The organism is Metabacillus mangrovi (assembly GCF_009711125.1).
Taxonomy (GTDB): Bacteria; Bacillota; Bacilli; order Bacillales; family Bacillaceae; genus Metabacillus_B; species Metabacillus_B mangrovi.
Genome location: NZ_WMIB01000015.1, coordinates 45,691 through 67,983, shown reverse-complemented (window position 1 = coordinate 67,983; position 22,293 = coordinate 45,691). Strand labels below are relative to the sequence as shown.

Genomic DNA, 22,293 nt, shown 5'->3' with positions numbered 1-22,293 from the left:
AATTTAGGAGCCTTTCTCAGCCCCTACTCCACAACTGACGAATCAAACCCCTCCTCCGTCACATACCCCTCCATCTCCCAGATCCCTCTCTTTGCAAGCTTCGCCTCTGCTTCGGCTTTACGGAATTCGGTTTCATATTTTGGATTTCGCTCAGATGGCACCATCCTTGCATATCCGCTGCTTAGAAGGAGTTTATTGAAGTTTACCGGATCCGATTGTTTCAGCCAGATGTAACCGAGTGTTGGTTTTTGGCCTTCAATGTATCCCTCGCCGCGTTCCAGGAAAACCATCTGTCCATCGATCGACATTTTGGTGAAGGCAGCAGCCTGATAGCCGAACATGCTGTCCTGTGATGGATCAGAGGGTGTGTCTGCCAGCAGCAGCCTTACGGTTTCCTTCCCCTTCTCCCCGAGCACTTCCACCGTATCCCCGCTGATGACCCGGACCACCATCACTTCTTCGGCACCGGGAGGCAATTTTTTCACATCTGCCTCACTCCAGTCTGATTCAGGCTCTGTTTCAATCGGCTGCTCATTCTCGCCATTCTGAAGCTCGACTTCATCCGGCACGTTTTCGACCGATTCCGGATTTTTGGCCTCGCTCTGTTCAGTTTTCAGCGCTGCATCATCAGGCTGTTGCTTTTTCGTACTGTCTTCCTCCAGCTTTGAATTCTCTTTCTTGGACTCATTTTTCGCAGGTGTTTCCTTGCCCGCTTTTTCCTCTGTCTCCTTCTCCCCGGAATGAACCGATGCTTCGCTCGCGGGCTTATCACTGCATCCGGTTAGCAGAACGGTTAATCCTATGGAAAAAATGAATCCGGACAAATATTGTATTTTCACAGAATGTGCCCCCTTTAAAACCCTTTTCCATAATTATACTTATTCTTCATTCTATTTACATAGATTAACAGAAGGTCAGACCTCATTATTTGGTCAAAAAAGAAAAAGAGATTCCCTGCTTTATATAGTAAAATAAGGAAAAGGAGAGATCACCGTGTTTACAAAAGAACAATATATGCCAGAAGTTGAGGGCAAGTTTATTAACAGAAGGCTCCATCCGGAGCATCCGCATATCGTCATCCTTAACTATACCGATCATGCTACATACGAAAAACGCTGGAATGAGGTTACGTTGCAATGCAGAGGGTTAATTTTGGATGAGTCAACAGGCGAAGTACTGGCAAGGCCGTTCCCGAAGTTTTTTAACCATGGAGAGATGCCGGAATTAGAGGCTGCGATTCCATTTTCAGAAATGCCGGAATTCACTATTAAACATGATGGTTCTTTAGGCATTTGCTACCGAATCAACGGTAAATTGTACTGGTCCACGAGGGGTTCCTTTGAATCCGAGCAGGCGAAAGCGGCTCAAGTGATCTGGGATCAAAACTATTCTCACGTGCAGGTCCCAAATGAAATCACGCTTTTAGTAGAAATTATCCACTCCTCTACAAGGGTGGTTGTCAATTACAACGGCATGTCGGATTTGATTATCATTGGGGCCATTAACCGGTTCACCGGCCATGACTACAGCCATACCGAGCTGCAGGAGCTCGGGAAAGAACTCGGGATGCAGGTCACCGAACAGATCAAGCTGACGGTAGAAGAAGCAATCAAATTGAAAGACACCATTGATCATAACAGCGAAGGCTGGGTTCTTAGATGGCCGAATGGCATGAGGCTGAAAATTAAAGGCAGCAGCTATCTGGACATCCACAAAATCGCGTATGGGTTATCAGACAAATTGAAAACAGAGTACTGGGCGAGCGGAAAAATAGAAGAATTGATCCTTAAAATGCCTGAGGAATTCCGTGAAGAAATAGAAGGATTCAAGACGAGGCTTGATGGCCATTCGAAGGACTTAACGGCCGTGGTCACGCATCATTTTTCAGCGGCGGATGAGCATTCTTCCGACCGGAAATCGTTCGCCCTGTATGTTAATCAGAATGTGCCGAACGAATTAAAATATTTAGTATACAAAAAAGCAGATGGAAAATTAAAAGACGATGCCGTAAGAGAGCATATCTACAAAAATTACGTACAGTACATCGGGGAGGTGGAATGATGCCCTCCTTTAATATGATGATCGGTCTGCCCGGCAGCGGGAAATCGACCTATGCCGAAAAGCTGGCAAAAGAAATCGATGCGGTGGTCTTCTCGTCCGACCTGCTTAGAGAAGAACTGCTCGGGGATGTCCAGGATCAGAGCAGAAACGATTTCATTTTCGAAGAATTGCACAAAAGGATCAACCTGCACTTGGCGGATGGCGGGAATGTCATCTATGACGCCACCAACACAAACCGCAAGCGCCGGAAACACCTGATCAACCATGTAATTAAATGCGAAGTGAAACATGCTTACTACGTGAATGAGCACTATGAGACCGTGCTGCAGCGCAATAATCAGCGCGAAAGAAAAGTGTCCAAGACCGTTATTGATAAAATGTACAAAGCGATGCAGATTCCTTTCGTGAATGAGGGCTGGAACGAGGTCATCATGGTTTCAAGTGAAACGAACACGGCGGACTCCAGAGAAAGCCTGTTAAATCTCATCACTGCCGACCGGGAGCATGATCTGCTTTTCAGCGAACTGCAAATCCATATTCCAGACTTTCAATCCATCTTCAATGTGCCTCAGGACTCGTCCTACCACAGCTTCTCCATCAGCAGGCACACCTTTCACGTCTGGAAAAAGATCCTGGATGAATACGAAGGCGCAGACAAACTGCAAATGCTGTGGGCCGCCCTGTTTCATGATCTCGGAAAAGGCTTCTGCAAGTCTTTTATCAACTTCAAAGGCGAACCAACCAGATACGCAAGCTTCATCGGCCATGAATACGTCTCCTCCCAGCTGGCCGTCTACTGGCTCACAAAACTCGGATACGGCCAGCCATTCATCCACCTGACAACCGGCCTCATCCAAATGCACATGATCCCCATGAACGCCTCCGAAAAGAAAATGAAAGAAGTCAGACAGCTGATGGGAGAAGACGCATTTGAGAAGCTTTTGATTCTTCATGAGGCGGATATGGAGGGGAAGTGACAAGGAAGAAGGAATCGTATCTATTGCTTTCTAATTAGCATCAACTGGTATTCCCCCTATCGCATTGATCTCTTAATCATTTATCAAGCTCCGCAGATTTTCCCTTTGGGGAGCTTTTTTACACTATGGATTTCAAACCAATCTGCAGTTTATACTCGCTCAGCTAAAATTCCTTTACTGATAACCGATAACCAAGCCTTCTCATGATCGGCAGTAAAAATTTTAAGGTGCAGCAATCCTTGCTGTTTATATCTTGTCACCCATTCACTATTCTTTAACAGTCTATAATGCTGGATTGTATACCAGCTCATACTGTATGCCTGTTTTTCTTCTTCGGGAACAGTCAATAAGTTACTCGTTACCGAGAAAACGGCTTTTATACAGTCGGTAAATGTTAGTTTTATCAGCTCTTCTTCCTCATCAGTGAAATAGTAATCAGGGTCAAAACTAAATCTAACAAATGGTTTTCCCAGCTGATAGATTCTCCCTGAATAATGAAATCAAACGGAAGACAATTATCATCAGGTGACAACAGGTTTTTAAAGATAAAAAAAGATGCGATGTTCGGTTCATCGCACCAGAAAAAAAAACTAAAAAAATTAAAAACATAAAATCTGAAGAAATTCGATTAAGTAAATAGTAGCATACGATTTTCTCTACTTCAATCATTTATTTGGGAGAAAAAGTATAAAGAAAAGAATAGTGCTTTTGCCAAGCTTTTATATATGTTGGTTCAGCGTCGTTTCAATCTTCTATACACTAATCAAAAGGAGAAGAGTATGGAAAAAAATACGAAGATAGCTTGTTTGAAAACATCTTCAAGTATTCTACAGAATCCATTAAATCTTTCTGTGAGGCTTCTGCTCTCCGTCACTCCAATGCAGTAAAGAACAACATTCTCGATTTGATCATTCACAATGTTGAACTTTCATCCGACCGGTTAGAAACAGTTACGCATTCTGTAAGGGTAATCATTCAAGCTTACTCCAAAAAGAGTTAGGGTAACTCTTTAATTTCCAAGTACGTATTGAGGAATTAGCCCCCTCCCTTTTCCTGTACATGCTATAATTCCCTTATTATAGTAAATTTAAAGGAGTGATTACTATGGCAAGCTATCTTATTTCCTATGTGGATCCGAAGAAGAATGATGGAGAAGAAGATCCACTGTTCTCCGAGTTTACGTTTGGGGATAAAGGAGTAAATGGGAGAAAACTGCTACAGTATGTAAAGAAGGGGGATTATTTGTTTTTTCATACAAGCATCCGACATAAGCGGTACATAACGGCTTTTTATGAAATAGAAACCGTCATGCCAATTGGCGAAGCCATAAGCAACCCGCTCATTAAAAGCAAATACCATAATCCCCATTTGCAGCGCAGACAGCAGAGCCCCGATGAAGCTATTGCCTTTGGTCATCCCATTCATTCTTTTGTGCTCGTTAATCCCCTGGAGTTGAATGAATCATTGTTGAAAAAACTTGCAATTCCCTTTAATCCGTACTCCAATCCAACTGTTTCCGGTTCTCTCGCTTCCAGGTTCCGTAGCTGGTTCCTACTCAGCGAACAGCAGATAGATACTCTGAAGGAGATTATTTTCTCTGCTCCCCAAACACGCTTCAGCAATCCGAAAAAGCAGTTAGCCAGCGAAGAAATTCCTTTGCTGCTGGAGAATGATATAGAAGAATTAATTTATAACAACCCATCGCTTCTTGGTGAAAACCTTGTTGTAAAAGAACGGCAATATGTCTTTGAAAAAAGCGGCAGACGCCTTGATTTGCTTATGGAAGACATAAAAACGAAAGAACTCGCCATCGTCGAAATAAAGAAAGGACCCATTGACCTTAAAGTGATTTCACAACTGAAATCGTATATCGAAGAATATAAAGAGGAACATAACGTCCCTCACCTGCATGGGATTTTGGTCGGAAATGGCATCTTGCCGCATTTTGAAGGCCAGATTCTTCAGAAACTCCAGGAATATCAATGGAATATGTATAACTACGGTTGGCAGTTCTCCCTTGAAAATATATCACCTGCTTTTGCTGGCAACACTCCTCGTCCAGCTGCCAGCGGTAAGGACATTCAGGTCATCATTACTGAACAGGAATACAAATCAACTTCGGATGAGGGATACGAGCTTAATCTGAATCGTCTGCCTAAGGAAACAGGGACGGTGTATGTCACTTACTATGGAATGATGAGCGAAGATGGGTACGTTCATTCCATTCCAAGGACATCCCTTGTCATTTCCAACACTTCGGACAGCGCATTTGTTGATTCTCTGTCAGCCGCAGATCTGGATTACGTCATGGAGTATGAAATCAGTTATGTGAGTGCTGAACAAATTATTTATACGTATCATTTTAAAAATGAAAAACTGAGAAATACACAAATATTCAATTCTCCTTCATCTCTATGTAAGGGTTGGGAAATCCCAGTCATAGCTGAAACATCTACACCATTGAGTGACGTCCTTCAAGTCATTTTTCAAAACGCCTATGTGATGGAAGTGCCATTAGATGATCGCCTATATAAAAGATTAATCCATAGCCATCCGGCATTGGAAGGCATTTTTCTCGAATTTTACCGTCTCGCTAATGAATACTATAAGGGCGAACAGGCAGACAACGGCCTTCTCTATACCCTTGCCGACAACCTGGTCCAATACCAAGGAATCCAATTTGAACAGTCGGAAGGCACTAATCTTCTCCTCGCTCATTGCGCATCCTGCTTTTCTTGCTTGAGCATGACGTATGAGCAGATAGGAGAAACTTTGAAAAAACATCTTGGTTAGACGTACCGTCATTTCCCTTACACGTTGGAATGTTTTTCGAAAAATGATGAGTTATAACTTAATGGAGATAGTTAATTTTCCAATTAGATGGAATCCATGTGGAACTAAAGCTTCCAAGTCAAATCAGAATAGCATCTATAGGGAGAGATTGATTGTGGACGCAGGTTACAAAAACGAAATTATTGAAGTTAAATACAATAAAAAAATGCGAATTTTTGGATTCATTGCGACTGTAGGGTCATTTATAGTCTTTGCAGCCATTTTCTTAAATGCCATCAAATTTGATTCGGCATACTCCATATTGGGGGTTACCGGATCTTTAATAGGAATGCTTTTTAATTTCTATGGATTTTTGCATATCTCTCCAGGGTTATTCAAAAAGGGCAGAGTTTTGTTTACCATCCACCCGGGCCCAGAAGGCAAAATTCAATCCTCCAAAAAATCAGTAGCAATCAGAAATATTAAAGACCTTAAAGTAGAACGCTATGGTTATACCATCCGATCTTTGTTCTTTACGGATCTGGTTATCTATACACTTAACGATAAAAAGGTAAGAATTCCTACATATAATCTTCTCGACGTCGAACAATTTAACCAGGAAGTAAGAGCCTACATACTTCCAAATATGACTCCTGAGGCTCAGGAACATTGGAATCGAAAATTGAACGGATAATCAAAAAGGTGAAACCCTCCATATGGAGGGTTCTTTAGATGATGCAAAATCGGAGCGAAAGGTTCAAATTCTCGAATGGGACAGGCTCTATTTTATATGACCAGATCAACCAAATAATACCCAAGCACAATAAACTGAATAGGGATCATGGCTAATGTGAAGCAGCCATTCGTGCAGCTGCAGCTGTCCAGGCAGCCACCTTTCAAGTCGCTTATACAGCCTTCTCCTTTTTCGTCCCGCTTTTTCTGTTTATGATTTGAATTCTTATCATCTTGCAGGGCCGTTCACACCTCTCCCGACAATATGTATTAAGGCTGGATTCTGCCATTTGTAAACTTCCTGAACCATGCCTCCTGAGCTTGCGGATGCATGTGGGGAATGACATATTTCTCTATGTGCTGCTTTACATCAAGTGGTTTTAATGTGTTGAAGGTGTGAAACCGGATTACCCGGTTTTCAAAAGTGGTGACAATTAATTCCTGATAAAAAAGTCCTTGAAGGCTAGGCCTAAATAGATTCAAACGAATATCCCGTATATCCTTGAAAACAGCTTTCCTTTTTCCGTCTGTGATATAGCCATCTTTCCCTTCGTAGATAGAATACAAAGTGGTGCCTCTTTTCAAAAACGACGGAACCCAGAGGATCGTTGTGAGCATTGAAAAAGGAAGCGTCACTATTCCAACAAATATGTATATTAGTGAATAAGATGATGTAAATTGGAGGCCGCTCCTAACTAAAAAAATGCTTACGGCAATCCCCCCGATTGTCACCATAAATAGCCAGACAAAAAAGAAAGGATTCATTTTTATTTTTACTGGGTAATTTTGCGAATATGCTCTATTCAAGGGATCCTCCTGCACCATTTAGTAAGATAAATTAAAATAAGAAACCTCAACACCTTACTTTTTATTCCATTTAATACCCAGTTCTATAGACGGAAAAACCTATTAATATTGCACTCATTACTCCGCTCTCGTTCTCAAAAAGGAACAAATACCTAGATATCCTATGAAAACGAACGAAATAAGGAGATATACACTCTTTTTATCCTTTAAAAAGAACAAAATAGCCGTTTTTGGGTCTTTAGGATCTATGATAAAAGGGTTATTATAGACCTAGGTTCTTCATAAAGAACAAAAACATAACAGGGGGATTTATAAATGGGTTTTATTACAGGTAAGGTTTTCGCAGGGATTGTAGCAGGGACGTTAACGGTTTCAGCAGTAGGATACACAGGAGCTGTATTCATGGACGAAATTAAGATGAATGTTGACAAGCTTCAAGACCGGATCATGCTGACAGCTGATGAAGCAGCAACAAAAATCGGCACGGCAAACAGCACAATTGACCTGAAAAACCAAGAAATTGACCGTTTAGAGGGTGAGATTGACCGCTTGAATACCCAAGTGAATAACGCAAATGCAGAAGTGGCAAAAGGTAACAGTGAGGTAACGAAAGCAAACACGGACATTACTAAAGCAAATACGGATATGGAAAGCGTAAAATCCCTTACAGCAGCTGCGGTGAATGCATCAGATAAAGATGTAATAAGCGGAACCATCGTGGACCACAGTGATGTTAAAGTAACTGGAAACGATCTTGGCTTTACCATTGTTACAAACCAAGATGAAGAGAAAACTGGTGAAAATGAAAGAACAATCCGTCTAACGAATCCTAATGGCGTGCCAGTAAACGCAGTAATCACAAGCACGACTAGAGGTGAAGTCTTCAACGAAACAATTGCTGCAGGAGATGTCCAGTATTTTAAAAAGAATAATTCCGGAGAAATGCTTAAGCTTACTTATCAAGTGCCTGGAACTGGGGTAAGCAAATCCAGTCTGAAATAAGAGATCAGCAGAAACAATTAGTTCACACTTACCTCTTACTATTACCTAAATCATAAACAGTTAAGAAAAGAGAACAGGCTTTAAGCTTGTTCTCTTTTAAGTATATACTTTTAAAAAACGTATTCTTCTGGATTATTTAGTTTAGTTCCTTTCCTACCTTTATATTTATTTTAAAAGATTTTTTGTATGATCATTTACGCTAGTAGTACCGCCCTCCCTTAGAGTGTGGAACCGTCCGCATGCATCCTCATGATAGAAGATGAAGCAGCGTCACCTTCAACTGATAAATTATTTCACTTGTAAGTGACGCAACGTCATCTTTTATACTTAAAAAGAGGAGGAGATCCGAAGATGAAAAAGGAAGATCTAGTGATTTACGGTTGTGTCATCGCCGGTGCAGGAATTGGGCTCGTATTCGATGCCGCGATTCCAGGTGTCCTGGCAGGACTGGGATTGGGATACATACTGAAGGCTGGGAAGGCATCGAAAGAAGGGAAGGAAGGATGAAATACCTGCATATCCATGAAGTTAAGAAAATGAGCGGGGTGTCGGTACGAACGCTTCGCTATTACGAGCAAATAGGTCTGCTGATCCCAGTGGGTAAGACTGACGGCGGCCATCGGTTATATACGTCAGCGGAACTGAAGAAGCTTCAGCAGATCCAGTTTCTTAAGTCGATCGGCTTTCAACTTGCCGAGATCGGGGAAATTCTGTCGTCAAGGGAGTGGGACTGGGCGGAGAGTCTGAAGAAGCAATTGTCTTATGTTCTGAATGAAAAAGATCGACTGTCCGATATTGAATCGTCCCTGCGCGAGCTCATGAACGGCCTCGCGATTGACGGGGAGGAATTTCAAATTTCGAAAATCATGAGCCTTTACAACCGGGGAAAGAAGGAATCTCTCCTGAAGCCCCAAGACGACTGGGACGTGCATGACGAATCCGTCCTTGAGCGCGTGCCGAATATGAACAGCATGGACCCTGATTCTGTCGAGTGGATTGCCCTTCTCGGCCAGCTCAAGAGGTATATGAATCTCGGGCCGACCCATCCACGGATTCAGAGCATCATCCGTCGGATGGACGAGAAACGGGCCCTCGATTTCGATGGGGAAGACGCGTTCCTTGACCAGCTCTGGGAGATTCGCATGTGTCCCGAAAAATCCGAGGAGCATCGTTTATATCCTGTCGACCAGGACGTCCTCGAACTGATGGCAAAAGCTTACACCCACTATACGGTGAAAACGCATGGGGACTGAACTTCTCCTTTACCTCGGCAGCCTGGCTCTCCTCGACACTCTGAGTCCAACCATCATCGGGGTCACGCTATTTCTGCTATTAAGAAATAAATCAGGGATCGCATCGCGCCTATTCACCTACCTGCTAACGGTGGCTACCCTGTACGCGGCCCTCGGGATCGGCCTGATGCTCAGCTTCACCTTCATCCTCGATGCGTTCAGCTCCCTAACCGAGCATGTGATTGTAACCAGGACCCTATTCGGAATCGGCGTGATTTTATTCACGTTAAGCTTCTTCATTCCCGCAAGCAAGAAGCGCTATATCCCCGTCCCAAAGACGGAAAGCCTCCTCTCCATCATCCTGATTGGGCTCACCACCTTCCTCATTGAAGCCGGCACCGCCTTCCCATACTTCGCGGCCATCGGACTCATGACATCGGAAGAACTGCCCATGTATCAGTGGCTCCCGGCCCTCATCGTTTATACGCTGGTTATGGTCTTGCCAGCTGTGCTGCTTTTCATTGGATATCGCCTGTTGCGAAAATGGCTGGAAGGACCTCTGGAGAGACTCCGGATGAAGCTCACGGAGCAATCCAATTCAGTATTGAGCTGGGTGATGTGTATTGTCGGGATCTTGTTGATTCTAAATACGATTTGACCGTTGAAACACAGGGATAGATACATCGTCCTAAAAATCCAGTATTCAATCAGTTAAGTTTAAAGGTAATAAAAAGCGTCATTTCTTGAGCAAAAAGGGGATAATGGGCCTTTCTAAGATTCCTGTTTTTTCTTAAGTACCTCCGTTTACCAAATTAGTGCTGCCTAAATATAATTAGGCTGTTGAAGGCGCCCAACAGGCGTGCCAGCTAAAGAAGGGACAAGGTTCCAGTCCCCTTGACCCTAGCTTTAAAATATTTTTTAGTGGTTCATTCATTTTCTTATGGAAACTTGCTTATCAAAACAAGCTTTGTCATTCTCATATGTAAATTTTTATCGAGTAGTAAGTGTGGTAGTTGTATCTCACTGCAACCAACCTTCAGCGGCAGGATATCCTTGATCCCTGATAGGATCTTGTCCGGCGTCTCCTTTTGGTCAACGACCATCTCTCTGGACTTTTCGATTCCGTCCCTGACTTCCCCTTCCACGAACTCCTCCCGGATGAAGGTCTTCTCTGAGAGGTTGTGGTCGGCTATTTCACCTGGTATGCTGTTGATAATGCTTTGTTAACATTCTAGAATTTTTGAAAATAATAAAAAAAGCTCCATAGATATTAATCTATCGAGCCCATTGATATTTGTATGCTTCCTGCCGTCATGTACAATCTGAATTTTATTCTATATCAATATAATAATTGTCATTTTCCATCATTTTTTTTAGAAACTCTTCTAATGAATTTGCAATCTTTATATCATCATAATAGATTGAATTATCTTTCCCTTCACCCATTTCAATTAGCAGAAGAGCACTTTCACTGGCTTCAAAAAAAATCAATTTTGTTTCTTCCAAATCTTCGTAAGCATCAATATCCGGATAAAATTCAAAATCATTTACTTTCAGTCTTGCATCTCTAAGTGAATAAGGTCCCATCAATCGATTAATATTATTTTCACTTTCCCCAAGAAAACCATAACCAACTTCAATAAATAAATCCCTTAATTCTGAGGGCAATTTTAACCCTAAAGCCTCCTCTACTTCTTCAATCTCAGAAAGTTCAACAGGGAAAAACTCACTACCTTTATTATTTTTTATAAATTCATATCTCATTGTTTTTTACCTCCTTTAAATAATTCATTGGCAGGGGATCCCGACCCATGAATACCAGATTGGTGCTCACTAGGGTATTTAGCCGGGTGAATGTTCCACCATTCATGTTCTCCCCCGTAACTATTTTCAATTATATGATGAGCATCATACTTATCGCCTTTTCTTCTTAAAGGTTCACCAGTGGTTTTAGAAATAACGTCTTCTTTGTAGGTTGGCCATTTTTGATTTGTTTTTTCTTCCCATTCCACTATAAGCTTGTTCTTAACTTTATTAAAATCTCTACGGTTTTTTCTCGTTTCTACAGGAGACAATTTTTCATATTCTTTATTCCTTAGTGCTTCTTTTAATTCTTCTATTTGAGATTTGGGTATTTTTCTATTAGTCCGCATCTCAACATCTTTAACATATTTTTTTATTAGATGAGGACTAATTCTTAATCCGGTTGTCTTATTTTTATCAAAATTCTTATTACTCTTAATATCATTTATTGAATTAACCCTAAACGAACTCGACAATCCAGCCGGACTCATTGCATTATAGGGAATATCCTCCAAAAAAGGCATCTTCCTCTTTACCGCATCCGCTCCATCTGATACCTTGTCCCCTATCTTTGAAGCTTCCAGACTTTTTTTGGCGGCGCTGCCGATTCCTTTTGTACCTATTATAGATAAAAATTCTGATGTGAACCAGCGGGATCTGGAGACCGTATCGCCTTCAAGGACGTCACGGGTGTATGAAGTCTTTACATCGTCAACCATGATATTTAAGGTTCCCATCGGGTCTTTAATAGCTTGTCCTAAACCTTGCGCACTCTCACCCAAGTTTAGGACTGAATCTAAAGCTTCTGATGCCGTTTCGGAGATTCCCTGGGTAACTCCCCTTCCAAAATCTGCTTTGTTTTTTGCATTTACATACGCTCTATAAACTGCCTGCTGCTCACTTGTCAGCTCATCATACCCGATTTCTTTACCTATCTCTAAGAATTCGGCTTGAGAAAGTTTATGATAATTCTCGAGTTTCTTTTTAAGCTCCTCAACCCTTCGGACTCGTAGTTCCTCGTTCTTTTCCTTTACATACTCCACCGCATTCTCATCCACAGCCTCTATGTCCTTATAAAACTCCCGCTTGCGGAAGTCCTCTGTGCTGAACATGATCTGGTTTACATTTTTGGAGCCATTGGTGGCTTGATTGAGCTCGGTGTAGTATTGCTTGATGAACTGCTGGTTCATTTTGGAGGTGCCGTAGTCTTCGGTTAGGGCGATGTCTGCTTTGTGCATGTTTTGTACGGATTTCGTGGCTCTTTTGGATGTTTTACGCATATTGGTTTCGAATGCTTCACTTGAGAAGACCTCCAGAGGCAGGATATCTTTGATCCCTGATAGGATCTTGTCCAGCGTCTCCTTCTGGTCAACGACCATCTCTCTGGACTTTTCGATTCCGTCTCTGACTTCTCCTTCCACGAATTCTTCCCGGATGAAGGTCTTCTCTGAGAGGTTGTGGTCGGTTATTTCGCCTGGGATGCTGTTGATGAAGGCGATTTGCATGTAGCAGAAGCCAATCCATTTTCCGATCAGGATGGTGTGCTCTGTGTAAAAATTCTTGATAGCGTCGGCGCCTTTCCCTTGAAACTCTTCATCCTGAATTATGGCCATGTACTTTTTATTCAGTGACTGCAGCTGGGAGACGAGCTGGGTGTATTGTTCCTTTCGCTTGTTAGTCGCCAGGAGCAGAGCTTCTGAGTCGTACGTTCTTGGCATCCTGCTCCTCCTTACCGGACCGGTCCAAACTGATAGGTTATGGACTCATCCTGCTCTCTTAGAAAATCAATGTTCGCATGGGTATCCCAACATTTTTCCGTACCACTTTTTTTGTATTCTTCCAACATCTGACAGACTTCCCGCTCTCTTTTGAGCCATTCTTTTGTCAGCCGCAAATCATTCTCTCCCCATGACTCTTCACTTGGGGAAGGAAGCACGACACTCTCCAGCAAGTTAGTGATCTCATTCAGATGCCCCGTCACATCCGCATGCTTCAGCTTCACTACACTATCCACTCATTCCACTCCTCACGGACAAATTTCCAGATTTATCTACAAAAACTTTATCATTTATTTCCAGTTAGTAATACCGGTAAAAAGTCTTTTTCTTTGAATCCAGTGTTTGTTTCATGGACCAAATGAACTGAATTCCATTAGCAGATTTAGAACTCTATTTAATTCAGACTACTTAACTTCTTATGAAAATATGTAATTTTTTGGTTCAACACACTGCTTTATTACCACTTTCTATTTGTTGGGAAACCTTAAGTTTTTATCATAAAAAATTCCACAGAGTTTACTCTGCGGAAATCAGTTAAGAACTAGCTAAAAATCAATTCATATTGCTGCCTGTTCTTTTCACCCAATATTTTTGCATATTCTAGTCCCTTTTCAAAAATGACTAATGTCGGTATGCTTTCTATTCCAAACCGTTCCCAACCTTCTGGATTCTGACTTACATCAAAAGAGTAGATTTTCTCTCCAGTGCTTTCATCTGCAGCTATAATTCCAGTTAAAGAAACAGCACTTGCAGGGGAACCGCGCGAATAATGAAATAGATACCATTCCATTCTATGGGAACATTATAAATTAATAAGGCCTTGCTATGATTGGAAGGGAACGAGGCTTTTGACCTTTATTTTAGACCTTATCCTTTCTCATTTTGTGAGAAAAAGACATAATGAACCAAATAGTAGCTGGAAAGGCTATGGCTCCGATCACCATATAAACCAGCATGCGGACGGCACGGATATCGAAAAGCAATAGGCCAAGAACAGCTATCAATAAAACAAGGATTGGCAGTAGGTATGACACATAAACAAACGTTTTTTTATTGTTTGCCTTCCATCTGTTCCTGGCTGCTGCGAGGGCCGTCCAGGCTGCCGGAATGGCTATTACACTTAAGACAATCGCCGCTACAGTAAGGAATATGTTTAAGAAACCATAGCTTACCATAGCTCCAACCCATAAGAGTACGGTTGCTAAAACTAGGGGGACCGCTAGCTTGTTGATGGGCCTTGCTGAATTTTCATATTTCTCAACGGTTGTTTCGCGATCCGTGTATATTGGTTTTGTACCGGGGTTTGCCCGAAATAGATGTACGTCTCCTTCTGAGGCGATATGCGCCCAGCCAGATGATGAAAAAAATTCAGCATATTCCTCTTCTTCCTCCTCTTTAATTGGACGATAATCTACACTGTAAATGCAATCTAATTTTTCCCCTTTTTCGAGGACATAGCCCATGAACTTAAAACCGCTAACATGCCAGCCCTTCAAGGAAAACCGCCGTAATTTTTCCATGTCCTTATCCTCAGAGAACGCCAGTCCGCCTGACATTATATATTTGGTGCGTCTCATTCTTCCTCCTCCAATCCAGCTTCCGCTAATGCAATCATCCGTTTTCTTAGCTTTACATCTTCATTTAATACGTGTCTGCCTTTTTCAGTAAGCAAATAGGTTTTTCGCCTTGAGTCCGATCCATCGAACAAATAAATCCACTCTTGTTTTAACAGCTTTTTAATAATGGTGTACATCGAAGCGGGACCTATTGTCATCGCCCCTTTTGTTGTCTCTTCAATCAGGTTCATAATTGCATAACCATGCCTTGGCCTAGTCAATGCAGCCATAATATAAAACATCGAATCTGTTAATTGCTCCGTTTTGGCCAATTGATCACCTCATTTATCACTTATGGATATATCATAATGTGACACATCTGTCTAATTTCAATATATCACTTTATGATATAAGTGTCCACATTTATTTCCTTGGAACAGAGGGACCGGTTCATCGTCCTGCCCATGTATCTGCTTGTCGATATGTATCGTCAGTTAATTTTCGTGTACTAAAGACAAAAAAAAGAAGCATGGTAACTGCCCATGCCTCTGCTTCCTTTACTCCTATTTCAACACACTAATCCTTCCCTCTACCCCCACATCAATTACCTCTAACTCTTTCGCGTACTCGATTAACACTTCCGCATCTGTTCGGGCGTTTGCTTCGTCAACGTGGAGTGTGCTGTTCTTGAACATGCTGTATCCGTCTCCACCGTTAAAGACATAATTCAGCATGGCTGTTTTGTATGTTTTTTGCATATCCAGTGGTTGGTTGTTGACTGTAATGTCTTCTACCCTGGATCCAACTGGTTTGGCAGGATTATAAGAGTAGTTCATGCCTGAGACTTGCATGAATCCTCCGCCTAAGCTTTCGACTCTTGATACTCCGTTTTCAAGTGCGGCTTTGATGGTTTCTCCTTTTACGTCTGCAAGGATAACTTTGTTTTGAAAAGGAAGAATGGCGTAGGCGTCACGCAGGGTGAATTCCCCGGATGGGACGCTGGTCCGGATTCCGCCGCCGTTCATCATGCCGATGTCTGCGTTGTAAAATGAGCGATAGCTGTCGGCTACGAAATTCCCAATATTCGTTTCCTGAACTCTCGTTTCGTGGTTGTCACCATAATTGAGAGGGGTCTCCAATGTGGCGATTGGGTTACCGAGCTCTTCCTCCAGCTTATTTTGATAATAATCTGCGAGCTTTTTTAGTTCCGGATCTTCAGGAACTGTGTGATCGACCTCGATTACGGACGGCTTCAGCTTGGTGTCTTTTCCTTCTTTACTAATATCCAACCGGATCATCGAGCCGAGGTTTCCTTCCGGTGCAGCTATGTAGCGGTTATCTTCGTATTCATGGATAAAAGATCGGTCCTCCGCTTGTTCTTCTGTAAACACCATATCGATTCCAGGGACTGCTGCTAATAGTTGTTCGTCTTTTTTTAGCGATTCCTGGGTCAACGCAATAATCGCGTCTACCTTTTTTGTTCTCTTGACTTTCTCAACTGCATCTTTAGCCGACTGTATCAGATCCTGCTGGACGACCTGGCCATCTAAAGACGTCGTACTCATATCATCCGTAAGACTAATCACGCCAATTTTGATTCCCTTTTTGTTGATAATCTTGTAGGTGGGAACATCGGCAAACGGTTTTCCCTCAACATCTGTAAGGTTAGAAGACATCCACTTAAAATTGGATTTCTCGACCAGTTCTTTCGTAACTTCTGACCCAAAATCGAAATCATGCTGACCGAAGTTAGCCACATCAACACCAATTTTATTAAAGGCTTCTACCATAGGAAACCCCTGGTACACAGCTCCAAACAGGGTACCTCCGCCCAAGTCTCCACCAAACGCCACGGCCGTATGTTTATTCTCATCTTTAACTCGATCAATAGCAGTCTTAAGCCTGGCAACGCCGCCCCGATCTCCAAAATCATTCACAACCGGACTAATTTCATGAGCATCGTTAAAGTAAAGCACCGTTGCTGTGCGTGGTTTCCCCTTGGCTTCCGCGGCCATATAACTCGGCAGCAAAGAGCCTATACACACTAAAATACTCATCAGGGTAAGAAAAAAGCGGTTCATAAACACTCTCCTTTATTATATTTAATAGGATCGTTCCCATTAAATGTACATGGGAGGTGTGAAGGTGATATTAAGGGGGTGTTAAGTTGGGGATTTTAATGGGGGAACGGCTGTAATAAGTATTGCCAACAGTAAACTCTCATGAACAATTCAACTCTTTTATTATTCTTAATACTATTCTTTTAAAAAAGGTAAAGAAGCACGAGAACCATCCCGTTGCTTCTTTGTCCTTTTTATTAACGACTTATTATGGATAAAATTTCAGTTAAAGAACTGATTGTCTATTTAGATTAAATATATCTATGTCTTCTTTTTCAAACAAATCCTCCAAAGCTTCCGTTCCTTCTTTTTTAGCAAATAACAACTCTTCTGTTGATATTGGAACTGCCAGTAACCATGTAACTTTTTTATCTGGAAAATCTATGTTATCTAGATTTTCCCATATGAAAGGTGATGTAAATAATACATGCTTCATCTCGCTTTCTGAATCATACATTTTTATAACGTCTTTAAATACTTCACCATGTGAAACATGCATCTTTGTATTTATTATATTGAAAGCACATGCAGATAAAACATTTGCAAAATACTCGAATTCCGAGCCACAAGCTCCTGCAATTTCTATTCGCAGTGGTTTTTCATCAATTGAATATTCGATTGGATATTCAGATAAACCAATAGTGGAAATTGATGTAACTCCATCAAAAGGTTTATTTAAAACTGATAACAAATCAATATTACTATCGTTATTTTCATCCCAATATCTAGATACGCTAGGTTTCCCACCGAATGCTTCTAAAGCAGATTTAGCAATCATTTTGTTTTCTTTAGTGATGGACATCTTACACCTCCTAAAATTTTTCTGACATGCTCATATAATAAATATCCTCCAGCAGGTAATTTTTCAAAAAACCTTGAATGGCAATAAGCCAATTAAGGTAGTAATTTGTAAAGGTAATTTAAATATTTTTGGTGTCTATGTTTGTCACATCACATTTCCCAAAATGAATCTCATAATTTTTTTCTTCTAAAAAAATTTGGGCAATACTTCCCGTGGATTTATCAGCTAATATGATATCACGATTTTCTGATGTCTCCCAAAGTTCTGCAATTGCATTTGTACTATCCAACACTTTAACGTTAGCCCATACGGGAAATTGAGAATTCGGCACTAGAATAAACCACTCTTTTTTTCCCTTTAAAAATTTCAAAGAGTTTTCAAACCAGGATATGTCACCAATACTACCTTCAACAGGCTTAGAAAATGTTGGTTCAGAATTTAATCTGCGAAATTGTTTTAATGGTAGCTCGATTAACTCCAACCACATAGAATCATATTCTTCAAAATCAATAAGCTCTAAATAAGATAATTGATTTACTGTTTTTTTAGCATTCATTAATGCTATTTTTTTTTGTATCTTTTCATTTTGATATGGCATCTTTATTCCCTCTTTATCTATTGTAGTAAATGTGATGATCCCCATTCGGACCATAAATATTAGAGTATCTTCCTTTCTTAAAATCATATTCAAATGGGTTAGCACCACCCTTTGATTCCGAGAGAGACTACCAATCCCCTTAACAACCTTCTTCCCAACCTTCAATATCAGCCCGCCAACAATCCCTGCTGCAGCCAAGCCCTGATCGATCCCACTCAGTTTTTCAAAAGTAACTGCGTTATGACCGGTTATCCCTTCAATCCCACTTTTCGCATTTCCCAGAATTGGGATAAAGTCTACGACATCCGAAACCCCCTGGCCCCATTGATCTTGATCATAAACCGATTTTACTCCGCCAACACGGTTTGGTGGGATGCTGCTTACTAATCGCTTTCCTTCTACATAATAGATTTGACCGTTCTCAAAGCGCTTGTAGGTTCCATTCCACTCACTGTATTCATCAATTACCCTTACTGATTCTGTTTCTTTGTGGCCCATCGCATTGACTAGCACACCGTTCTCCATGTATATATTTTTCCGCTTCCACTCTGCCACAGCCATTGGATTTTGCTCGATGGCGGAATTATAAGAGGAGGCTTATTGTTCATCTGTTCACCCTGTTCACCACAAGTGGCTTATTCTTTCTGTAATAGTCTACTTACTAATAACAGCTCACAGCTCTTATTAGCAAGTAGACGCTATAATTGCTTAATAAACTAAAAAAAGAAGCACTAGAACCGTCCGAACCGTCCCGATGCTTCAATCACTTTTTCGTTCTCTATTATTCAAGACTTTACTGGGTACTTTCTCAGCATCCTCTCTATCGTTAAAAGCAGAAGAGCCACTCCTTTCAACCTTAATTACATTATCCTTTAAATGTTTCCGGTATCTTTTCTTTCCATATTAATAATAACTCTATAAATTGATCAGTTTCTATTTGGTTTATATACGGCTCCTCTATTCGATAACTATTTTTAACTGTTGAAAAATTTTCCTTTATAACTATACTTGTAGCATTTAATTCAATTTCAAAATCTTCCAAATCACCTGTTAATACCTTATTAGCATATCCTATATATTCATCTGCTTGATCTTCTGTAGCTACATTTTCAATAAAATCTGAGAAAAGACTAATTTCCTCTGGCAAAACGATTCCTAAATCACCAAATGGATCTTTTACAAATTCATAGGGGTATTTCATATCTTCTATCACCTAATTTTTATTTTTTGTATAGCGGGTATGCAGTTGCTATTGAACCATCTTTATTTAAGTACATTTCTATTTTAACCCCTGAAGAAGTCACTCCTCTATACTTATTAGAACCCAACTTTTGCTTAGTTTTGTAGGCTTGTTCAATAGATTTCAATACTTTTACACGGTTCCATTCCTTAGGAAAGAAACTTGAATCAGCGACTTTTCTAACACCATCGATTTCAACTTCAGCCATATATACACCATTTTTATCGGGCAATTTTTCGGATCCTGGAATAACTCTGCCCCCCATCATACTCTCATGATGATATCCAACTGCTTTCCCACGTTTATTAATTTCCCCGTGGTATATGTGTTTCATTGAATTAGTATTATACTTAGCGGATTCCTTATTAGAAAGGGTAAACGTCCCCGTCTTCCCATCCACCGTCCCCACCACATCATCCGCTTTCCGGACAAATTGTTTCGGCAAGGTTTTAACTGCTTTAATCCCGGGTTTAATTGGCCGAGTGAAGGTTCCGCCTACAAGTGTGAGGGCAGCTGCGGCTTTATCAAAACCAGAGAGTTTTTCTCTAGAAATGGTATTTATGCCTGAATCGAGTTCTACTGCTGATGTAATGTTCGAGAAAATGGGACGTTCACCCTACACCAATACTGATAGATTTTAAACGTCAAGCAACATAATGTCCGCTTAGAAAATTTAATGAACCTGCACTTAATTCTGAGACAAGGTTTATACATACTTCCTTATCCCCTTTATTTTTTATGATATGGAAATTGCGAATGTCTACTAGGATTGTTCAGATTAAAAAATACTCTGTGCTGTCCCGTTGGAGTATCTGGAGTGCTAATATTCTTACATAAGTTAATTAAAAAACCTTGAAAGGCTCCTCTCCCCTTCAAGGTTTTATTTGTTGCTACTATGATTCAAAAGCTGTTTTTGCCGGAAATATACCATCTTCTCTTACTAGGCAAACTGCCAATCTTTGAGCAGCTCGATCAAAATAAAACTTAGTGGGAAAATTTTGATTCGGTAAACTTTCTAACTCTGTAAACTTCCTGGTTGTTTTATTCAACTCAATTTTACCCATAATCTCTTCATTAGGTCCAAATTTATAAACTACAGTATCATCATCTTCATATTCCTTTAATAATAATACATACGAAGCCAATTTTACTCCTCCTCTGGTGGATACCAAGGACGCCCAGATTCAACTGTTTTATCATGTGCAGACCTGTAATCCGTTTTGAATATCCCTTCGAATTTTGATTCAAAAAGTTCATGATTCAATAAATCAATATCATTCTTGTTATAAGTACCTTTTTGAAGCCTATCCCAAGCTTGCGCAATTTGATAATCTGATTCAAATCGTCCAATTCCATGTTCTTTTATATGCTCATTGATAAATAGATGCTCCTTGATTCTTTGTATTCTCTGTTTAGTCATTCCAGTATTATTAGCAATAGATTGGACATCAGTTTTGGATTTTCTAAAGGACTCATACATTTCTTCTGCATTATCAAGCCGCTTTAGATATTCATCAATTGAAAGTTCCCTGCCCCCAGTTTGAACATTTCCCGTACCCTTATTTAAAGCCTCAAACGCCCCCGTCTTCCCATCAACCTTCCCCACCACATCATCCGCTTTCCGGACAAATTGTTTCGGTATGGTTTTAACTGCTCTGATCCCGGGTTTGATTGGCCGAGTGAAGGTTCCGCCTACAATTGTGAGGGCGGCTGCGGCTTTATCAAAACCAGAGAGTTTTTCTCCAGAAATGGGATTTACGCCTGAGTCGAGTTCTACTGCTGATTTAATGTTTGAGACAATGGGGATTCCGTCTACCCATGCTGAGGTTGATTGCTTTCTTTCTGAATTTGATATTTTTTTGAAAGTAAGAAGGTCATAACCGGTCAGCATTTTTACCTGATCTTGTAATCCCATTGTAGTTGGGTTCATGTTCAAAGACATTTCTGCAGATTGTCTGAAATGCTCTCCCCAATCAAACTTTTTCTTTACGAGTTTTGCTCTGGGGACCACTTTTGCAATTCTTTTTCTTTCTGCTTTTACAAATTTATTCATTGATTCCTTCATATTTGGTTTTGGTGGATCTTTGTACCCCATAGGATTTACCAAGACGCCATTTTCCATATGAATATTCTTTCTTTTCCATTCAATGATAGCCATAGGGTTGTCTTTGATTGATTTCGGTATGCTCCATTCATTTTCGTCGTAAATGGCGGCGTAATTTTTGTCTGTTCCGAGCATCAGCTCCCTCGCTACAAACACCTTCTGATGCCCATGATCAATCGTCTCCAGGTACGTTTCAAGCTGTTTCACTAATTTCATTTTAGCATTTTCGATCGCCTCGGTGGTAGCGTAGGAGGAGGCTCCGGTGATCATGGTTTGACCTTCCTGTGCCATTTGAATGGACTCGCCAATTTTCTTGGCGAGTTCCAGCAGCTCCGATGGTTTGATTTGGATATCGGTCATAGGGAGTTTAGCTCCTGCTGGAGGCGGCTGATTTCCTGATTGATGGCATCGATGGTTTCCGATCCTGAGAACTCCATTTGCAAGTTCAGGCTATTGAGATCTTCTGCCAGCTCCTTGTATGCCGTTCCGCCTTTCCCTGTCCATTGTCCGAGGTAGGTCTCGTGAGCGGCTTTAAGATTTTGCTTGTTTCTCCGGAGTTCATCCATTCCATCTCCCAGATCCATCTGATACTTTTGCAGGGACTCGATTTTTTTCATAATTGCAATCTGTTTGGCTGCACGGGCAGCCCTTGCTTCCATTTCAATGATATCCGGCAAAAAACCACTCCTTTCCAAATGCTCGATACTCC

Annotated in this window: 25 protein-coding genes; 8 read left to right on the top strand and 17 right to left on the bottom strand. The window is 41.0% G+C overall.

The window, feature by feature from the left end; translation table 11 throughout:
• Positions 1–23 precede the first annotated feature (23 nt).
• Entirely contained in the window at positions 24–839 is an 816-nt protein-coding gene (locus GKZ89_RS21510) for a thermonuclease family protein (protein ID WP_155113069.1), read from the bottom strand.
• Between the two features lie 154 nt (positions 840–993).
• Between GKZ89_RS21510 and GKZ89_RS14225 the strand changes: the two genes are divergently transcribed.
• The 4 genes from GKZ89_RS14225 to GKZ89_RS14210 all read left to right on the top strand — a co-directional run bounded on the left by GKZ89_RS14225 (position 994) and on the right by GKZ89_RS14210 (position 6,504).
• Positions 994–2,061 (top strand): RNA ligase, encoded by a 1,068-nt coding sequence (locus GKZ89_RS14225; RefSeq protein ID WP_155113068.1) that lies wholly within the window; start codon positions 994–996, stop codon positions 2,059–2,061.
• Positions 2,061–3,038: an ATP-binding protein gene (locus tag GKZ89_RS14220; protein WP_162356890.1), complete on the top strand. Its 978-nt coding sequence runs from the start codon at positions 2,061–2,063 to the stop codon at positions 3,036–3,038. The genes GKZ89_RS14225 and GKZ89_RS14220 overlap by 1 nt, the downstream gene beginning before the upstream one ends.
• A gap of 1,104 nt (positions 3,039–4,142) precedes the next feature.
• On the top strand, positions 4,143–5,831 hold the full coding sequence (locus tag GKZ89_RS14215; protein ID WP_155113066.1) for an endonuclease NucS domain-containing protein: 1,689 nt from the start codon (positions 4,143–4,145) through the stop codon (positions 5,829–5,831).
• A gap of 61 nt (positions 5,832–5,892) precedes the next feature.
• On the top strand, positions 5,893–6,504 hold the full coding sequence (locus tag GKZ89_RS14210; RefSeq protein WP_155113065.1) for a DUF5381 family protein: 612 nt from the start codon (positions 5,893–5,895) through the stop codon (positions 6,502–6,504).
• 308 nt (positions 6,505–6,812) lie between these two features.
• On the opposite strand, the gene GKZ89_RS14205 is transcribed toward GKZ89_RS14210, so the two are convergent.
• Entirely contained in the window at positions 6,813–7,349 is a 537-nt protein-coding gene (locus GKZ89_RS14205) for a DUF5381 family protein (RefSeq protein ID WP_155113064.1), read from the bottom strand.
• A gap of 315 nt (positions 7,350–7,664) precedes the next feature.
• On the opposite strand from GKZ89_RS14205, the gene GKZ89_RS14200 reads away from it, so the two are divergent.
• The 4 genes from GKZ89_RS14200 to GKZ89_RS14190 all read left to right on the top strand — a co-directional run bounded on the left by GKZ89_RS14200 (position 7,665) and on the right by GKZ89_RS14190 (position 10,241).
• The gene (locus GKZ89_RS14200) at positions 7,665–8,351 is read left to right on the top strand and encodes a coiled-coil domain-containing protein (RefSeq protein WP_155113063.1); all 687 of its coding nucleotides are present in this window, start codon (positions 7,665–7,667) and stop codon (positions 8,349–8,351) included.
• Between the two features lie 351 nt (positions 8,352–8,702).
• Positions 8,703–8,858: a hypothetical protein gene (locus GKZ89_RS21020; protein WP_164502887.1), complete on the top strand. Its 156-nt coding sequence runs from the start codon at positions 8,703–8,705 to the stop codon at positions 8,856–8,858.
• The gene (locus GKZ89_RS14195) at positions 8,855–9,604 is read left to right on the top strand and encodes a MerR family transcriptional regulator (protein WP_155113062.1); all 750 of its coding nucleotides are present in this window, start codon (positions 8,855–8,857) and stop codon (positions 9,602–9,604) included. Before GKZ89_RS21020 ends, GKZ89_RS14195 begins: the two co-directional genes overlap by 4 nt.
• Positions 9,594–10,241, top strand: a complete 648-nt coding sequence (locus tag GKZ89_RS14190; protein WP_155113061.1) for a GAP family protein — start codon at positions 9,594–9,596, stop codon at positions 10,239–10,241. The genes GKZ89_RS14195 and GKZ89_RS14190 overlap by 11 nt, the downstream gene beginning before the upstream one ends.
• A 280-nt stretch (positions 10,242–10,521) precedes the next feature.
• Here the strand turns inward: GKZ89_RS14190 and GKZ89_RS14185 are convergent, their stop codons facing one another.
• From GKZ89_RS14185 to GKZ89_RS14115, 15 genes are all read right to left on the bottom strand, one after another.
• The gene (locus GKZ89_RS14185; protein ID WP_338324934.1) at positions 10,522–10,788 is read right to left on the bottom strand and encodes a T7SS effector LXG polymorphic toxin; all 267 of its coding nucleotides are present in this window, start codon (positions 10,786–10,788) and stop codon (positions 10,522–10,524) included.
• A 124-nt stretch (positions 10,789–10,912) separates the two neighbouring features.
• Positions 10,913–11,347 carry an SMI1/KNR4 family protein gene (locus GKZ89_RS14180; protein ID WP_155113059.1) on the bottom strand — a complete coding sequence of 145 codons (435 nt, stop codon included), beginning with the start codon at positions 11,345–11,347 and terminating at the stop codon, positions 10,913–10,915.
• Positions 11,344–13,104: a T7SS effector LXG polymorphic toxin gene (locus GKZ89_RS14175; protein ID WP_155113058.1), complete on the bottom strand. Its 1,761-nt coding sequence runs from the start codon at positions 13,102–13,104 to the stop codon at positions 11,344–11,346. Before GKZ89_RS14175 ends, GKZ89_RS14180 begins: the two co-directional genes overlap by 4 nt.
• Positions 13,105–13,115: 11 nt before the next feature.
• Entirely contained in the window at positions 13,116–13,400 is a 285-nt protein-coding gene (locus tag GKZ89_RS14170) for a DUF5344 family protein (RefSeq protein ID WP_155113057.1), read from the bottom strand.
• 305 nt (positions 13,401–13,705) lie between these two features.
• A complete protein-coding gene (locus tag GKZ89_RS14165; RefSeq protein ID WP_155113056.1) occupies positions 13,706–13,954 on the bottom strand; it encodes a thioredoxin family protein in 249 nt (82 codons plus the stop codon).
• Positions 13,955–14,024: 70 nt separating this feature from the next.
• Positions 14,025–14,741 carry a DUF2812 domain-containing protein gene (locus tag GKZ89_RS14160; RefSeq protein WP_155113055.1) on the bottom strand — a complete coding sequence of 239 codons (717 nt, stop codon included), beginning with the start codon at positions 14,739–14,741 and terminating at the stop codon, positions 14,025–14,027.
• Positions 14,738–15,052, bottom strand: coding sequence for a PadR family transcriptional regulator (locus GKZ89_RS14155; protein ID WP_155113054.1), 315 nt, complete (start codon positions 15,050–15,052; stop codon positions 14,738–14,740). The genes GKZ89_RS14160 and GKZ89_RS14155 overlap by 4 nt, the downstream gene beginning before the upstream one ends.
• Before the next feature lie 231 nt (positions 15,053–15,283).
• Positions 15,284–16,801, bottom strand: a complete 1,518-nt coding sequence (locus GKZ89_RS14150; protein WP_155113053.1) for a bifunctional metallophosphatase/5'-nucleotidase — start codon at positions 16,799–16,801, stop codon at positions 15,284–15,286.
• A gap of 265 nt (positions 16,802–17,066) precedes the next feature.
• Complete coding sequence (locus GKZ89_RS14145) at positions 17,067–17,642, bottom strand: suppressor of fused domain protein (protein WP_155113052.1); 576 nt, start codon at positions 17,640–17,642, stop codon at positions 17,067–17,069.
• Between the two features lie 118 nt (positions 17,643–17,760).
• Positions 17,761–18,765, bottom strand: coding sequence for a pre-toxin TG domain-containing protein (locus tag GKZ89_RS21505; protein WP_162356888.1), 1,005 nt, complete (start codon positions 18,763–18,765; stop codon positions 17,761–17,763).
• Between the two features lie 340 nt (positions 18,766–19,105).
• Positions 19,106–19,441, bottom strand: a complete 336-nt coding sequence (locus GKZ89_RS14135; protein WP_155113050.1) for a tRNA-Val4 — start codon at positions 19,439–19,441, stop codon at positions 19,106–19,108.
• A gap of 19 nt (positions 19,442–19,460) precedes the next feature.
• Positions 19,461–19,925, bottom strand: coding sequence for an EndoU domain-containing protein (locus GKZ89_RS14130; protein ID WP_241680261.1), 465 nt, complete (start codon positions 19,923–19,925; stop codon positions 19,461–19,463).
• A gap of 448 nt (positions 19,926–20,373) precedes the next feature.
• Positions 20,374–20,625, bottom strand: coding sequence for a hypothetical protein (locus tag GKZ89_RS14125; protein ID WP_155113049.1), 252 nt, complete (start codon positions 20,623–20,625; stop codon positions 20,374–20,376).
• A 2-nt stretch (positions 20,626–20,627) separates the two neighbouring features.
• Positions 20,628–21,944: a pre-toxin TG domain-containing protein gene (locus GKZ89_RS14120; RefSeq protein ID WP_155113048.1), complete on the bottom strand. Its 1,317-nt coding sequence runs from the start codon at positions 21,942–21,944 to the stop codon at positions 20,628–20,630.
• Positions 21,941–22,261 (bottom strand): DUF5082 domain-containing protein, encoded by a 321-nt coding sequence (locus GKZ89_RS14115; RefSeq protein ID WP_155113047.1) that lies wholly within the window; start codon positions 22,259–22,261, stop codon positions 21,941–21,943. The genes GKZ89_RS14120 and GKZ89_RS14115 overlap by 4 nt, the downstream gene beginning before the upstream one ends.
• Positions 22,262–22,293: the final 32 nt, after the last annotated feature.